The sequence below is a fragment of the Pseudarthrobacter sp. PvP004 genome (assembly GCF_017876035.1).
GTDB classification, from domain to species: Bacteria; Actinomycetota; Actinomycetes; order Actinomycetales; family Micrococcaceae; genus Arthrobacter; species Arthrobacter aurescens_A.
This window is the reverse complement of record NZ_JAGINL010000001.1, coordinates 1,522,274-1,538,341: the sequence shown is the minus strand read 5'-3', so window position 1 is coordinate 1,538,341 and position 16,068 is coordinate 1,522,274. Positions and strand designations below refer to the sequence as shown.

Sequence of the window (16,068 nt, the reverse complement as noted above, 5' to 3'; positions counted from 1 at the left end):
GCCGACAGGCTGATCTTTTTCTGCCGTGCGGCGGGGCTGGGTCATGATCCTATCTGGGGGCGCTGAAGCCTTCAAAGATTATCAAGAACGGTTCGCAGTTGCTTCCCTCAGGCATCCGTATCTCGACCAAGGGCAAGATCGCGTCCGATTTCGTCCCCAACTTCCCGTAGCTTCTCCGCGAGCAGTGCCGCGCTCGGAGTCAGCGGACGGTCCGGGGGAAGCAGCAAACCAACCTGTTGGGCGAGCCCCTCCAAGTGCAGGTCCAGAATCTCTACTTTCGCTTCCACAGTGGCCATGGACTCGGGCATGAGGGCAAGGAAGCCGCCCTCAACAACAAGCGTGCGCAGGGTTGCGGGTGCGCCTGATTCGACCTGCTGCGCCGGCGGTGCCAGCCCGGCATTCCGGAAGTTCAGTTCGAGTTCGTCCCTTAGGGGCGTATTAGCCAAGGGCACTACCCACCGGTGAGCGGCCAAATCGGCCAATGTCACCTGCGGCAGCGCATGCGCAGGATGCGACGGTGCAGCAACGATCCGGAACTCCTCCCTATAAAGCGGGACAAGCCGCAGCCGTGCTGTGCTTGGATGGTCGGTCACCCTGCCCACCAGCAGGTCCAAATCCCCGCTGCCCAGCTCCTGGATCAGGGTTTCCGGTGGTGCCTCGCGCAGCCGAACTTCAACCCGGGGCTTCTCAGCCATGAGCCTGGCCACGGCACGCGGCAAGAGCAGATTCGCGCCGGTGACATGGGCCCCCACCTGCACCAGGCCGGCATCGGGGTCATTAAGCTCATCTACCCGACGCCGCAGGGTTCCAAGGTGTCCTACGATCGCCTTGGCGTGTTCGAGGCAGGCTGCCCCGGCAGGAGTGGGAACCATGCCTCGCGCTGTCCGGTCGAACAGGGAGGCCCCTACGGCGTGTTCGGCTTCCCGAAGCGCACGGCTGAGCGCCGGTTGAGTCAGATACAGTTCCTCTGCGGCCCGAACCAGGCTTCCGTGTTCTGCGACAGCGAGCACTATGACAAGGTGGCGCAGCTTCAGGTGGGTTGTCAGCAGCGCCCGCAGGTCCATACGCTCATCCTACGGGCAGCTACCTCCACGGCCGGAGCTCCAGGGACTGGATGACGGTCAGCGGGCACCAACCGCCGCGGCGCGCCTCGGCTGCGCGATTTCCCGATCCCACTCGGCGGCCTCCCGGCCGGCGGCTTTAAGAACCTGTTTGCGTACCTTGCCGTTCTCCGTCTGAGGCAGTTCGTGCACAGTGCGGAAGAAGCGCGGGATGGCGAAGGACGCCAGGCGCGGAAGGCAGAACCTGCAGACTTCGCCGAAATCTACGGGCTCCCGGAGAATCAGGGCGGCCATGACTTCATCCTCACCGAGCTCGGAGTCGACCGCGTATACAGCGGCTTCCTGGATGGCAGGGTGTTGGCGGAGTACCTGCTCTACCTCGACAGAGGAGATGTTCTCGCCGCGGCGGCGGATCACATCCTTAATCCGGTCAACAAACCGCACCCAGCCGTCGTCGTCGATTACCACACGGTCACCGCTGTGGAACCACAGGTCCTGCCAGGCTTTGGCAGTTGCCTCGGGCATGTGGTGATATCCGGTGGCCATGGCGTGCGGCTGATCGCTGCGGATCAGCAACTCCCCGGGCTGGCCATCGGGAACAGGCACGCCGTCTGAGTCCACCACGCGGATGGAGAAGCCCGGCCGGACCTTACCCATGTACCCTGGTCGCCACTGCTGTGGGGTGGACCCAATAACGGAGTTGGTTTCGGTGGACCCATAACCGTCCAGCAGGAGTACCCCGAACCTCTCCCTGAAGGGCTCAACCAGGCGTGTGGGTGTGGCCGGAGAGAGTGCCAATCGGATCTGGTGATCACGATCCCCAGGGCTGGGGTCGCGACTGTCGAGTATTCCCACCATGGCGCCCAGAAGATAGGTGACCGTTGCCCCGGCCAAGGATGCATCAGCCCAGAATCGCGTTGCAGAGAACCGCGGTCCGAGCACGTACTCGCCGCCACAGATGACCGCTTGCATGAAGGCATTAAGGGCGTTGGTATGGAACAGGGGCAAGCAGGTGTACAGGACATCGTCAGGCCGTAGCCCCAGTTGGTCGGACATGTTCGCAGCCCACCAATAGAACTGTCCTTGCGGGCAGAGAACTCCTTTGGACACTCCTGTGGTGCCGGAGGTGTACAGGATGGCCGCGGTATCTGCTGGGCCGGATTCCAGAGGCTCAATGGCGGCCGAGGGCTCCGGCATGGGCTCCACCCCCAGCTCGGGGTGACTTTGTACGTTCGTCCCATCAAGGACCCAGACCTTCACCCGCGCGGGCGCCGGACCGAGGGCGGCAATGTGGGGCAGGAACTCCTGCTCGGTGACCAGCAGGACGGGGTTGGCATTTGTCAGGATGTGCCGTAGTTGCTCTCCCCGGCTGGCCGTGTTGATGGGAACGGCGATCGCGCCGATCCAGGCGCAACCGAGAATAAAGTCCAGCAATTCGGTCCTGTTGGATGACATCAAGGCAACGCTCTGGCCCGCCTCGATGCCGGCCTTGCGCAGCAGTCCACCTGTGCTGGCAGCGGCCTGAACCACCATGGTGCTGTCCCTACGGACCTCGCCGCAGCGGAACAGTGGAGCCGAAGGAGAGGTGCGGGCGCGTTCAAGCAGCATCTGTGGAATGGTCATTGGACGTTGGCTTTGATTGGCAAAACCGAGGTTCATTGTTGTTCCCCATTCAAGAGTTGTTTCGTGGTCATAGTTGTCCTCGCTCACGGTTGTTGCCCACTTGTCTGTGAGGGGTCCGGCAGGTAGGCGTACACACCGCGGGTAGTGTTCAGATTGTTCGCAAGCGGCAAACGGTCACCGGAGGATGCGGGGCCGCCGGTTACACGCCCGACGACGGATGGCCCGCCCGGGATTCTCAGCGTTGCCAAGAGTGTGCCGTCCGCTAGACGCGTTGTTTCAGCCACGTCAGCGTGCTCCACCAACTCTGTGGAGAAGTTCTCCCGACCGCACTCGGGACAGAAAAGCCGTGCCGGGAAGAAGAGGTTCCCGCAGCCCAGGCACTTTTGGATCGCGGCGCTCATTGGGCAGCCTCCAAGACCGACATGGTGGCGCAGGCTCCGTAGCGGTAGAGGACCATGCCGTAGCCGCTGACCACCGCATGACGGGCAGCTACCTGCCGTGTTCCGGCGCGGCCCATAAGCTGAAGTGCCGCTTCGGCCAACCCGTGCATTCCACCGGCGGCGCCCGCTTGGCCGGCGGAGAGCTGCCCACCGGAGGTGTTTACAGGCAGCAGGCGGGTGGCGAGCCGGGCTTTGATGAAGGTCGCAGGATCATCGTGATCGGAAAGGACTCCCAGATCCGAGAGTTGAGCCACCACCATGGCCGGGTAGTCGTCGTAGACGCAGGCCAGGCCCACGTCTTCAGGCCCAATTCCTGACTGTTCCCAGCCCAAGGGCGCGCATTCCCGCAGCCCGGTTACCAGTCCGTCGCCTGATTGCTGGTCTGTGTTGTAGGAGGCCCGGACGGAGAGCACCTTTGCCCGGGGAGTTCCGTTGCCCGGATCTGCGATCAGCACAACGGCGTCCGCGCCGGTGACCGGCGGTACGCAGTCGTACCTGCCCAAGGGCGTGGCGACCATGGGGGAGTCCAGGTATTCGTCAAGGCTCAGGGGTTTCCGGTACACGGCGCCGGGATTATCGGCGGCCCACTCGCGTTGTGCCACAGCAATACGTCCGTAGTCTTCCCGGCTGAGTCCGAGCTTCTCCATCTGCCGGGTGGTCAACATGGCAAACAGGGCGTTGGGGCCGTTCATCGGCAGCGGTGCCAGGTGGTCCTCGGTGGCTTTGTTGTAGCTGGCTACCAGGCGGGAGAAGGCTGCTTGATCCATCACATCCCCTGCGGCCAGGACTATCACGTTTGCGTCACCTGCTTCTATGGCCCGGACTGCATGTTGGAGCATGCCGCCGGCGCTGGCACCGCCGTTGGTGTCTTGCATCAGCCATGAGAGACGCAGGCCCATCCGCCACGCCAAGTCGATGGCGTGATCGGGGCCGAGGGTGAAGCTGGACACTGCGAACCCGTCTACGTCGCTTAGCCCTAGACCTGAATCGTTGAGCGCGTTGCTCACGGCACGGGCGATGACACTGGATGTTTCTGTTCCGGCTGAGGGATGCCGGGTGTAGGGGGACTGTCCTGTCCCGACGATGGAGACCGTCACGGTGATCCTTTCGGTGAGTACGTCAACAGGAAGAGAAGGCATGTCCGTTGCTACGGAACCCTCTGCACTGTGCGCTCTGCTGACTCCCGCTTTTCAGTCTTGATGCCGTGCCGGGAGAAGACCAGCGCAATGACGGTGACCAGTACCAGACCGATCACGTAGAGCGACACCGGGACGGAGGAGCCGAATTGCAGCAGCAAGGCCGTGGCGATCAAGGGTGCGAAGCCACCGGCAAAAACTGCTGCGAGTTCGTGTGCGATCGCCATCGCGGAGTATCGGACTTCAGCGGAGAACAGTTCATGGAAGAACGCAGGCTGCGTTCCGATCATGGCACCGTGGCAGAGACCGTTCGCCACGAGGAAGGCCAGGATGACCACAGCCGGCGTATTTGAATCGATCATGGCAAAGAAGGGGAAGGCCATGGCACCCATGCCGATGGCGCCGAGGGCGTATACGGGCCGCCGTCCGATCCGGTCCGAGAGGTAGCCGAAGAAGATGTAGGTGCCAAACGAAACGAGCATGGACACTGCCACAGCCATCAGAAGGAGCCCCTTGTCCACGCCCACGTGGACCCCGTAGGCGATGGAGAACGAAAGGAAAATGTACGAGCCCCCGTTCTCTGCGACCCGAAGGCCCATGGCAACCAGGATTTCCCGAGGGTGGGTTTTGATGGCGGCCAGAACCGGGAGACGGTGTTGCTTGGTCTCGCTAACTGCGGTGAATTCCTTGCTTTCAGGCAACCGAAAACGAATGTAGGCGCCCACTGCGAGCAACACAACGCTCAGCAGGAACGGTATACGCCAGCCCCACGCCATGAACTGCGAATCAGGCATCAACTGAACCAGGAAGAAGGCCAGCGAGGAGAGAACGAAACCCAAGGAGATGCCACCTTGGCTGAAAGCCGACAGCATTCCGCGCCGCGAGTCCGAAGAGTTTTCGCTGATCAGCAGAACACCGCCTCCCCACTCGCCGCCGGCTGCGATGCCTTGGGCGATTCGAAGCAGTATGAGCAACGTTGGAGCCCAAAGCCCAACCTGGGCATAAGTGGGTAGTAGACCCATGAGGGCTGTGCTGATGCCCATGATGGTGAGCGTCATGACCAACGCCCGCTTCCGCCCCAGCCTGTCGCCAATATGTCCGAAGATGATGCCGCCCAAGGGCCTCGCGGCGAATCCGACGGCGAACCCGGCGAAGGCGGCCATGGTGCCGACGAGCGGGTCGACGTCGGCGGGAAAGAACAGCCGGCCGAAGACTACCGCCGACGCTGTGGCGTAAAGAAAGAAGTCATACCATTCCAAGGCGTTGCCTACGAGCGATGCAACAACGTACCGACGGACTCCGGGACGTTGTCCTGGCAAGGTGTGCTGCTGATGGGACATTGGTGCTCCTTGAGTAAAAGCTGGGGCGTTCGTCCGGCCAGAGCGACCTCGTTGTCGCGGCCGGGACGCCTCGGCGGGGCTTACGCTCCAGTGCCGAAGCGGACGAACTGTGATGGGCGTTACAGCTGCTAATTCAGTTTCTCTCCATGCCGGGACAACGTCGAATGCCTGTTTTGCCAGGGGCTATGCCTATCCGGGTAACCCGGGACTCAACGCTTGAAAAGCTGTTCCTGAGGGATCGCGGGGGTGCTAACGTCGCTGCCACAAGTCCCGTTTGAATCTTCACGGGCCCGGCCCTGTCGAAGGGTAAAACCCCTACTAAGGAACGTACTCATGGATATGAACAGCACTACAGACGTGCGTCAGGGCAGCGTCGCCCATCTGCTGGAGGGCCTCGCAACTCGACGGATCGATGTCATCGACCTGACCACCAAACTGTCCCACGCAACGCCAACACTGGAACTACCCGAACCGTTCGCGAACCTCATCGACTTCAGCCTCGAGGAAGTCTCCGCGTACAACGAACCTGGCCCGTACTGGAAACATCACAACATCCACACCGGGGAACACATCGGCACACACTTGGATGCTCCAGTGCACTGGATCACGGGGCGCGGCGGCAAAGACGTGGCGCAGATCGAGCCGGGCCGCCTGACGGGTTCGGCCTTGGTCCTGGACGTGAGCGAAGAGGCCGCCGCCAACCCCGATTTCCTCTTGGGTCTACACCACATCCGTCAATGGGAGGCCACCTTCGGTCCTATCCCGCAGGGCAGTTGGTTACTCATTCGAACGGGATGGGAAGCCCGTGCCCATGACCGTCAGCGGTTTCTGAACAACGACGAAAAGGGTCCCCATTCACCCGGCTTGACAGTGGAATGCGCACAGTGGATCGCAGAAGAGTCGCCGTTGTCCGGAATAGGCGTGGAAACTGTGGGAATCGACGCCGGAGCCGCAGCCGGCCAAGAGCCCCCGTTCCCGGCGCACCACTTCCTGCTGGCCAACGACAAATACGGAATCACCTCCTTGCAAAACCTTTCAAAGCTTCCCCCCATCGGCGCGGCCATCATCGTGGCGCCCCTGCCGATCGTTGGCGGAACGGGCAGTCCAGCCCGGGTGCTCGCATTCGTGGACACCTGAGCGGCACTATCACTCACAGACGTCACCTGACCCACCGGAAAGAGAAACACACATGACACTTACAACCAGCAGTCCCAAGGCCGACGAGGCATCCACATGGGCAGATACAGAACCGAGCGCTGTCACTGTGGCTGAACTCGTTGGGACCACACTCGCCAGTCTTGGCGTGGGCCATGTCTTTGGCGTAGTGGGCAGCGGCAACTTCGTAGTAACAAACGCCCTGCGAAGGGCCGGCGTTCCGTTCACTGCCGCCAGGCACGAGGGGGGTGCCGCCACCATGGCCGATGCCTATGGCCGAATGTCCGGAAAGGTAGGTATAGCCACAACGCACCAAGGCTGCGGGCTTACCAACGCCGTGACCGGCATAGGCGAGGCGGCGAAGAGCCGGACACCAATGATTGTTCTTACGGCAGACACCCCTGCGCCGGCCACCCGATCCAACTTCAACATCGATCAGGATGCGCTCTCCATCAGCGTCGGAGCTGTGGCTGAACGGGTACACAGCGCTGAAACCGCGGTGGCAGATACCGTTCGGGCCTACCGTACGGCGGTTAACCAGCGGCGGACCGTGGTCCTGTCGTTGCCCACTGATATTCAGAGCCAATGGGCAGTTGAGGAAGGGAACCAGCCTGGACCGCTCGACCCTCCCCAGCATGTCAGGCCATCCGAGGCAGCCGTCTCACAGTTGGCAGAACTCATCAAAAACGCAAAGCGGCCAGTCTTCGTTGCCGGGCGTGGCGCCCGGGAAGCAGGGCCCGAAATAGCCGCGCTCGCCGACACTGTGGGTGCGCTTCTGGCGACTTCCGCTGTCGCTCACGGGTTGTTCAATGGCAACCCGTACAACCTCGGTATCTCCGGCGGATTCTCGTCCCCTTTCACCGCGAAGACCATTGCGGAAGCCGACCTGATCGTGGGTTGGGGTTGTGCGCTGAACATGTGGACCATGCGGCACGGCTCCCTGATTGGTGACTCAACAACGGTGGTTCAGGTGGACCTTGAGGACTCAGCCCTTGGTGCCAACCGTCCCATCGATCTTGGGATCTTGGGTGACTGCGCTGAGACGGCTGTGGCTGTGCTCAAGGAAGTGCAATCCGCTGGATACAGCGCTACCGGACTTCGGACGCTCGAAATGGCACAGCGCATCGATGAGCACGCCCGTTGGAACTCCGTGGAAACGGAGGACCTATCAACTGATGAGACCATCGACCCTCGAGTACTGAGCCGTGAACTGGACCGGATGCTGCCGGCAGATCGCATCGTCTCTGTGGACTCGGGCAACTTCATGGGCTACCCGAGCACCTATCTTTCCGTCCCGGATGAGTATGGCTTCTGTTTTACGCAGGCTTTTCAGTCGATCGGGCTGGGCCTTTCCACCGCTATTGGGGCGGCAATCGCCAGGCCTGAGCGGCTCCCGATCCTGGGAACCGGGGACGGGGGCTTCCTGATGGCCATTTCAGAATTGGAGACAGCGGTACGGGAACGCATCCCGCTGGTAGCAATCGTCTACAACGATTCCGCCTACGGGGCTGAGGTCCATCACTTTGACGCGGACGATTCAGATCTTGAGGTTGTGAGGTTTCCAAGCACCGACATCGCCTCCATCGCGTCCGGCTATGGAGCGGCGGCCGTAACGGTTCGGCGGCCCGAGGACCTGGCTCGAGTGAAGGAGTGGTTGGCAAGCCCCCGCCGGGCTCCGCTGGTCATTGATGCACGGATCGCCTCTGATGGCGGTGCGTGGTGGCTTGCCGAAGCCTTCAAGGGCCACTGAAGTAGGGAAGTTTGCCTAGCCCTTCTTGCGCAGCCCCGCCTGTTCCACGAGTTCGGTCAACCACGGCCGGTGTCCTTGATGGAATACCATCCCGTCCGGCAATCCCCGCACTCGGGGGACCGAATCGGCAATGTCGATGGTTACCCTGCCCCCTGCCATGGGTGCGTTGGTGATGTGCAAGTCGCCGTAGGAGGCCGGTAATTGCGGGTCCATCCAAAATCCGCCGTGAGATACGTGGGCGTCGTACCTCATCAAGCTAGTGATCAGCTGGATGGGTGAGGTGGCTGCCCAGGCTTGGGGTGAGCAGGCGGTGGGGTAGGGCACTGGCTCGCTGTACTGCTCGCGGTTGAACCCGCAGAACAGCTCGGGGAGGCGTCCCTCGGAGAAGGCGGCCGCATCGAACAGGGCTGTGGCGATTCTTTGAGCCTCCTCCACGAATCCGTAGCGCATCAGGCCGGCCGCGATGACGGCGTTGTCATGCGGCCAAATGGATCCGTTGTGGTAGCTGGCCGGGTTGTAGGCACCCATGTCGGTTGCCAGGGTGCGCACACCCCAACCACTGAACATCTCGGGTGACATCAGCCGTTCAGCTATGAGTGGCGCCTTGTCATCGTCTACCAAGCCGACCCATAGGCAGTGCCCCATGTTGGAGGCGCACGCGTCCACCTGGCGCTTTTTGCCATCCAATGCAATCGCGTAGTAGCCGCGGTCCGGCATCCAGAACTGCTCGTTGAAACGTGCCTTCAACTGGGCCGCGCGATCGGCGAGCTCTCGCGCCAAGGGTGCGTCACCGGCGTCGTAAGCCATCCAGGCCCGGGCCATGTACGCGTCATAAACATATGCCTGGACCTCGCACAGCGCGATAGGAGGCTCGGCGAGGCGTCCGTCCGCAAAGTTGATCCCGTCCCATGAGTCTTTCCAACCCTGGTTGATCAGCCCGCGATCGTTGAGGCGCTCATACTCGACGAAGCCATCGCCGTCCCTGTCGCCGTAGTCGCGGATCCAGTCGAGGGCCCGGTCTGCATGGGGGAGCAGGGCGGCGATGGTGTCCTTGGCGAAGCCCCATCGGCTCACCGAACCCAGAACCACCACGAACAGGGGAGTGGCATCGACACTGCCGTAGTAGATGGACTTGCCGCCCAAGGCCAAGCTGCTGGAAACGTCGAGTCGGACCTCATGCAAAATCTTGCCCGGTTCTTCCTCGCTTACCGGGTCAATCACCGTGCCCTGGCGCTCTGCCAAGGTTTGCAATGTTCCCAAGGCCAACGACGGATCCACCGGCATGGCCATTTCCGATGCCCACAAGGAGTCCCGTCCAAACAGCGTCATAAACCACGGTGCACCTGCGGCCACAACCACTCTCTCCGGGTGGGCAGGATCCTCAATGCGGAGGGCGCCGAGATCGTCATAACTGCGTCGCAGGGTCCTCTCGATGGAGCGGTTACCCATGTGAAGGACGGGAATTTTGGCCACCCATTCCAGTCGGCGTTGGTCGCTTCGGGAGAGTTCGCCGACCGCGGGACGCACCAGGGGCGCTGACGGTTCCGCTCCTTCAAGGCCAGGCATCACCACCACTTGGGTGGCCCAGGAGCCGCGCGCGGGGATGGTGGTCCGGTAGGTGAACCCTTCACGACTCGCCTCAGCGACATCGGAACTTACGACGACGGACTTCCGGACTTCCTGCCATCGGGCGCGAATGGTCAGTGTGTTGGCATCGACCTCGCGGCTTTCTTCCCACTGCGTCTGCACGCGCGCTTCCTTCACTTCGAAGACATCGGCGAAGTCGGAGGCTAGGGTAATCGCGATAAGGCATTCCGCAGGCTTCACAGAGTAGTTGCGGACGGTGACGTCCTCCACCATTCCCAAACCCAACTCCCGGGTGCGTTCAACAATGAGCGGGGTATCCGCATAGCCGTCGGACATGGTGATACGGCCTGCAAAGACTGCCCTGTATGGTTCCCTCGTTTGGGCTGTCAGGGGTTCCACTGACTGCCCGTTCACGGTCAGGGTCCACGCGGACAGGATGCGCGTGTCCTGAAAGAACAAGCCATGCGGATGATCCGGGCTGATGTCACCGCTGGGCAATGAGATGCAGAAGGACGTGCCCTCCACCAAGGTGACCGTCCCGGCACCCAAGGGACCGGCAGCGGTGTCGGCATTCCATCCAGCCATTTCCGGCTCCTTTGACGCTCCTGCTGAGTCCTCGGCGTTCTTCGACGTCCTCACAGTGACGCTACTCTTGCTCCGCGGCGTGGGCCAGAGCTGCGGTCGGCAGTCATCATTGGGATTGACCATGTTGGCTGGCCCTCCGGCACAGCGTCCATTCTCTGGATATTTGCCGCCATTCCTATCGTCGATTGTTGACAATTGCTAGGATTATTTCTGTGCGTTCCAAAGATGGCGGGCACATTCACGCGAGGGGCTAAGGCCCTAGGAGGAGAAATCAATGGTCAAGGCAACTGTCATGAAAAACGCGAACACCGAGAACCCTGGCGAACACCTTCCGAAGCCCACATCGAGCACACCAGGTCAGACCGAAGTGTCCCTCCGCCTTTGGGCACGGGAAGGACTCAAGACGGGCATCTGGGAGGCAACGCCCGGTGTGTCCACGAGCACCAGGCCCGGATATGACGAGATCTGCCAAATCCTCAGTGGCACGGCGACCATCACCGAAGAGGATGGAACCAGCTTCGAAGTCGGCCCCGGCTCGTTGTTCGTCACGCCGGCCGGTTGGACGGGAACGTGGACCATCCACGAAACAATGAGGAAGATGTGGGTAGTGGCCGACCTTCCCCAGGTCTAATATCCAAGGTCAATGAATGGAGGGAGGGGCCCGGTTCAATGAACCGGGCCCCTCCCTCCATTCGGAAATTCGACGATGCCTAGGCGGTTATCCCGCTTACTTCAGGCTCGGAAGTAAGGTCCTCCACGGCTTTCTGCATGTGACGTTTGATGGCATTCTGCAGGCCGCTCTGATCGCGCGCTTCGAGCAGATCCAGAATCATTTGGTGTTCCTGCACCAACGCATCGATACGTGGGTAGGCCACCTCCAAACTGAGGATACACATCCTGGATTCCGCAGCAAGGGTCTCGTATATCCGGATCAGGCGCGTGTTCCCTGTTCCGGAAACAAACGCAGTGTGGAACTGCATATCCAGCCGGGCAATGGCCTGCCAGTCCGACGCCGCGACCTGTTTGGCCATACTTCGGATGATGCCCTTAAGTTCCCGGCACGTGTCAGCGACCTGATCCGCCTCGGAACCCAGAAGCGTGTTGGCGGCGGCCAGTTCCACAGCTTCACGGACTGCATATATCTCCCTGACGTCATCCGGGGAGAGTTCCAGCACGAAGACGCCGCGGTTGCGCTTGCTCACCAGGATGCCTTCCTGACACAGCCGTTGCAGAGCTTCGCGGAGTGGGCCCCTGGACGTGCTGAGCTGACTGGCCAGTGCCGATTCGTTGACTTGTTGTCCAGGCCTGAAAGCTCCCTGGACAATAAGCTCCCGCAATTGGTCAGCTATCAGCTGCGCCGTGGGCCGGCCCTCCAAAACGAACATTCCCTCCGGTGCCGCCATTGACATCCCCTCATTCCATGCTTCGGCAATTTGAATTTATTAGACCGCTACTGCGGTGTACTTGTATTCCAAAAACTCTTCAATCCCAATTTTCCCGCCTTCGCGTCCCAACCCGGACTGTTTGACGCCACCGAACGGCGCGGCGGGATTGGATACCAAGCCGGTGTTCAGCCCAACCATTCCCACTTCCAGATCCGCGGAGAACCGCATGGCCTTGTCCATGCTCTCCGTGAAGACGTACCCCACCAGGCCCCATTCAGTATCGTTGGCCAGGCGTACGACTTCGTCTTCGCTGTCAAACGGTGTAATGGCAGCTACAGGGCCGAAGATTTCCGTGGACATCAACGCTGCGTCCCTGGGTACGTCCACAAGGACGGTGGGGGAGTAGAAGTAGCCAGGCCCTTCCGGACGGCTGCCGCCGGTTAGGATACGTGCGCCCTTGGATACGGCGTCCGCGACCAGGCTTTCGACTTTTTCCAGGCCCTTCTGTTCAATCAGGGGTCCGACGTCGGTCCCTGCCGAAGCGCCATTGCCTACCTGCAATTCTGACATCTTTTTGGAGAACTTCTCGCCAAAGTCTTCCACTACGGAGCGGTGGACGAAGAAGCGGTTGGCGGCCGTGCAGGCCTCGCCCATGTTCCGCATCTTGGCTTTCATGGCTCCATCCACGGCCTTCTCGATGTCCGCATCGGCCAGCACGATGAAGGGGGCGTTTCCGCCGAGTTCCATGGAGGACCGCATGACGTTGTCAGCAGCCTGGCGCAGGAGGATCTTTCCCACTTCCGTGGAACCCGTGAAGCTGATCTTGCGCGCAATCCCGCTGTCCGTCCAGGTCCTGACCACGCTGGAGGCGCTCGACGTCGTCACAACGTTCAGTACGCCGTCGGGAAGTCCTGCTTCCTTGAAGATCGCAACGAGGGCCAACGACGTCAGGGGCGTCAGCTCGGCGGGCTTGAACACCATGGTGCAACCGGCAGCAACTGCCGGCGCGATCTTCCGCGCGCCCATGGCGAGCGGGAAGTTCCATGGCGTAACCAGCACGGAGGGGCCAACCGGTTCCTTGGTGATGAGGATACGCGTGTTGCCGTCTACGGAGCTGGCGTTGTCTCCGCCGATCCGTACTGCCTCTTCGGAGAACCAGCGGAGCATATCGGCGCCATAGGCCACTTCGCCCTTTGCCTCCATGAGTGGTTTGCCCATCTCGGCGGTCATGATGGCTGCCAATCGCTCCGTATTGGCAATGACGAGGTCGTACGCGCGGCGGAGAATGTCCGCGCGTTCCCGAGGCGTGGATTTCCCCCACGCTGCTTGGGCGCGCCCGGCGGCCTCAATGGCCAGGGCGGCATCTTCGGGGCTGCCGTCGGCGACGTGGGCGATGACTTCGTTCGTTGCGGGGTTTTCCACTGCAAAAGTGGCGCCGTTTGCGGCCTGCTGCCAGCGTCCATTGATGAACAGGTCTGTCTGCAGTGAGCTGGGATCAAATGAGGGGGTCATGGGGGCTCTTTCAGTGATCGGGGGACTAGGAAGTGGCCGACTTGAGTGCCTGCGAGAACCTGGACAGGCCAACCTGGATCTCGTCGCTGCTGACGTTCAGTGCGGGGATGAGGCGAATGACGTTGCCGTGCGGCCCGCAGGTAAGGAGGAGGAGCTCTTCCTTGATGGCAGCCTGCTGAACGGCCAGTGCAGTTGCCGCGTCCGGGGTGTTGTCTGCTGCAGTGAATTCGACGCCCTGCATCAGGCCCCGGCCGCGGACGTTGCCGATTCCGGCGAACTCGGTTTGCAGTGTCTCCAGTCCTGCCCTGAGCTCGTCGCCGCGGAGTAGAGCGTTTTCCACGAGATTTTCGCGCTTGATGACACCAAGAGTGGCCACTCCGGCTGCTGCCGCGACGGCGTTCCCTCCGTAGGTTCCGCCTTGGGAGCCTGGCCAGGCTTTGCCCATTAGCTCTGCGGAGGCGGCGATTGCCGAGATGGGGAAGCCACTGGCGAGGCCCTTGGCGGTGATCACTACGTCAGGCAGGATTCCGGCCCAGTCGTGGCCCCAGAACTTACCGGTGCGGCCAACGCCGGCCTGGACTTCGTCGAGGATCAGCACTATGCCGTGTTTGTCTGCTCGTTCACGCAGCCCTTGGAGGAAGGCTACGGGGGTGGGGATGTAGCCGCCGTCACCGAGGACGGGTTCGATGATGAAGCCGGCTGTGTCACTGGGCGCACTGATGGTCAGGAGGAGGTGGTCCAGTTCCTTCAGCGCGAATTCGACGGCGGTGGCTTCGTCCCAGCCATACCGGTACCAGTGCGGGAACGGGGCTACGTGCACGCCACCCATGATGGGAGAAAACCCTGAACGGAACTTTGTTCCAGCTGTGGTGAGGGAGGCCGCGGCGACGGTCCTGCCGTGGAACCCGCCCTGGAAGGAGATGATGTTGGGCCTGCCGGTGGCCATGCGGGCCAAGCGGATGGAGGCTTCTACGGCCTCAGAGCCGGATGTTGCGTAAAAAACGCTATCCAAACCTTGTGGCAACACAGTTCCCAGCAGTTCAGTGAGCTCCAACAGCGGCTTGTGCATCACGGTGGTGTATTGGGCATGGACAATCTTGCCGACCTGTTCGCGGGCGGCGGCCACAACATCGGGGTGGCAGTGGCCGGTGCTGGTGACACCAATCCCGGTGGTGAAATCCAGGTATTTCTTGCCGTCGGTCGCGTGGATCCAGCTACCGGCCGCGTGGTCGACAACCACGGGGGTTGCCTGCTTCAGGATGGGGCTAAGTGTTGCCATGGCTTCATACTTTCTTAGGAACTGTAGATTGTCAACAATTGTCGAATCGAGCGTTATTCCCGCTGCTCACGCGGAACTTGTCAGGGTTCTTGGAACCGCTGGGGCCGCAGGAAGTCCAGACCGTCGAACCAGCGCTTGCCGAGCGCTTCGTTGGCTGCAATTTCCCCGTAGCCGGAGGCCATTTTGAAGCCGGCTCCGGAGAATCCGGTTGCAGAGTAGACCCTGGCGGATTTGCCGAGGAAACCCATCAAGGGCTGCGAATCGGAGGTGAAGAGGTCCGGGAACGCATCCGAGCGCACGATGCTGGGAATCAAGCCCGGGAAGAACTCCGAAACTGTCTCTATGGTTTCCGTGATCTCCGCTGTGCTGAGATCACGGGGCACGGAGTCGGCAGCGGGAGTTGGTGCCCCGCGACCATCAAGAGTGGCCTTGACGGTTACGCCGTCCACTGCGGGGGCCCCATACATGGAGCGATTTCCCGAAATCCTGATGAAGATCGGAAATTTTTCCGGTGAGAATTGTTCTGCTTCGCGGGCAACGAACCATGAGAGGAAGATCCGCTTGGTTTCGGTGTGGGCTTTGAGGTATTCGGGCATGAGTTGTTTGGACCAGGCGCCCGAGGCAACGATGACTCGTTCGAAGGTCCAGGAGTTTGCGCCGGACGTGATAACGACGCCGTCGTCAGTTTCAGTGATGCTGTCAATCGGAGTGTTGGTCTTGACCGATGCACCGTTGGTTTCCGCCGCGGTGATGGCCGCGGTGATGGCGCGATCGGTTCGCAGGGCGCCGGCGTTGGGGTCGTAGACGGCGATATCGTCGGAGCGGAGGTTGTGCTGGGGGTAGCGGCCGGCCATTTCCTCACGGCTGAGGATCTGGTGGGCGGCGCCGGTGATTCGTGTCGTTTCGAGCAGGCTGCGGAGGTACGGTCCGTCACTGGTACCGATGGAGAGTCCCCCGCAACGGGTGAGGATGTCTTGTCCGGTCTCCGCTTCGAGTTCTGCCCAGAGCCCGCGGGAACGTTCCAGGAGTGGGTAGTAGGCCGGGTTGCCTCGGTAGATCACGCGGAAGAGCCGGGTGTCTCCGCCTGCGGCGCTGCGTGCGTGGGCAGGGGAGTGCGCTTCGAATCCCACCACGGCGTCGGTGAGCCGGGAGGCTTGCCAGAGGGCCATGCTGCCTATGCTGCCCAGACCGATGATTGCGAGTTTTCCGTCCATG

At 61.6% G+C, this 16,068-nt stretch carries 13 protein-coding genes; 3 read left to right on the top strand and 10 right to left on the bottom strand.

From position 1 onward, the window contains the following. Positions 1-107 precede the first annotated feature (107 nt). The 5 genes from J3A64_RS07005 to J3A64_RS06985 form a co-directional block, all read right to left on the bottom strand. Positions 108-1,064 carry a LysR substrate-binding domain-containing protein gene (locus J3A64_RS07005; protein ID WP_210063896.1) on the bottom strand — a complete coding sequence of 319 codons (957 nt, stop codon included), beginning with the start codon at positions 1,062-1,064 and terminating at the stop codon, positions 108-110. A 57-nt stretch (positions 1,065-1,121) separates the two neighbouring features. Next, the gene (locus J3A64_RS07000; RefSeq protein ID WP_210063895.1) at positions 1,122-2,684 is read right to left on the bottom strand and encodes an ATP-dependent acyl-CoA ligase; all 1,563 of its coding nucleotides are present in this window, start codon (positions 2,682-2,684) and stop codon (positions 1,122-1,124) included. 83 nt (positions 2,685-2,767) lie between these two features. After that, positions 2,768-3,085, bottom strand: a complete 318-nt coding sequence (locus J3A64_RS06995; protein ID WP_043470203.1) for a zinc ribbon domain-containing protein — start codon at positions 3,083-3,085, stop codon at positions 2,768-2,770. Continuing rightward, a complete protein-coding gene (locus J3A64_RS06990; protein ID WP_210063894.1) occupies positions 3,082-4,263 on the bottom strand; it encodes a thiolase family protein in 1,182 nt (393 codons plus the stop codon). The genes J3A64_RS06995 and J3A64_RS06990 overlap by 4 nt, the downstream gene beginning before the upstream one ends. A gap of 8 nt (positions 4,264-4,271) precedes the next feature. Further along, the gene (locus J3A64_RS06985) at positions 4,272-5,600 is read right to left on the bottom strand and encodes an MFS transporter (RefSeq protein WP_014921767.1); all 1,329 of its coding nucleotides are present in this window, start codon (positions 5,598-5,600) and stop codon (positions 4,272-4,274) included. 333 nt (positions 5,601-5,933) lie between these two features. Here J3A64_RS06985 and J3A64_RS06980 point away from each other — a divergent pair, with 333 nt between their 5' ends. After that, positions 5,934-6,737, top strand: coding sequence for a cyclase family protein (locus J3A64_RS06980; protein WP_210063893.1), 804 nt, complete (start codon positions 5,934-5,936; stop codon positions 6,735-6,737). Positions 6,738-6,789: 52 nt separating this feature from the next. Next, positions 6,790-8,505, top strand: coding sequence for a thiamine pyrophosphate-binding protein (locus J3A64_RS06975; protein ID WP_210063892.1), 1,716 nt, complete (start codon positions 6,790-6,792; stop codon positions 8,503-8,505). 15 nt (positions 8,506-8,520) lie between these two features. Here the strand turns inward: J3A64_RS06975 and J3A64_RS06970 are convergent, their stop codons facing one another. Continuing rightward, the gene (locus J3A64_RS06970; RefSeq protein ID WP_210063891.1) at positions 8,521-10,677 is read right to left on the bottom strand and encodes an amylo-alpha-1,6-glucosidase; all 2,157 of its coding nucleotides are present in this window, start codon (positions 10,675-10,677) and stop codon (positions 8,521-8,523) included. Between the two features lie 274 nt (positions 10,678-10,951). Here J3A64_RS06970 and J3A64_RS06965 point away from each other — a divergent pair, with 274 nt between their 5' ends. Further along, positions 10,952-11,308 (top strand): cupin domain-containing protein, encoded by a 357-nt coding sequence (locus J3A64_RS06965; RefSeq protein WP_017198961.1) that lies wholly within the window; start codon positions 10,952-10,954, stop codon positions 11,306-11,308. 79 nt (positions 11,309-11,387) lie between these two features. Here the strand turns inward: J3A64_RS06965 and J3A64_RS06960 are convergent, their stop codons facing one another. The 4 genes from J3A64_RS06960 to solA form a co-directional block, all read right to left on the bottom strand. Beyond that, positions 11,388-12,086, bottom strand: a complete 699-nt coding sequence (locus J3A64_RS06960; RefSeq protein WP_017198960.1) for a GntR family transcriptional regulator — start codon at positions 12,084-12,086, stop codon at positions 11,388-11,390. A 33-nt stretch (positions 12,087-12,119) separates the two neighbouring features. Beyond that, the gene (locus J3A64_RS06955) at positions 12,120-13,574 is read right to left on the bottom strand and encodes an NAD-dependent succinate-semialdehyde dehydrogenase (RefSeq protein WP_210063890.1); all 1,455 of its coding nucleotides are present in this window, start codon (positions 13,572-13,574) and stop codon (positions 12,120-12,122) included. 25 nt (positions 13,575-13,599) lie between these two features. Next, on the bottom strand, positions 13,600-14,853 hold the full coding sequence (locus tag J3A64_RS06950; protein WP_210063889.1) for an aspartate aminotransferase family protein: 1,254 nt from the start codon (positions 14,851-14,853) through the stop codon (positions 13,600-13,602). Positions 14,854-14,933: 80 nt separating this feature from the next. Next, on the bottom strand, positions 14,934-16,067 hold the full coding sequence (gene solA / locus J3A64_RS06945; RefSeq protein WP_014921775.1) for an N-methyl-L-tryptophan oxidase: 1,134 nt from the start codon (positions 16,065-16,067) through the stop codon (positions 14,934-14,936). Between the last annotated feature and the right edge of the window lies 1 nt (position 16,068).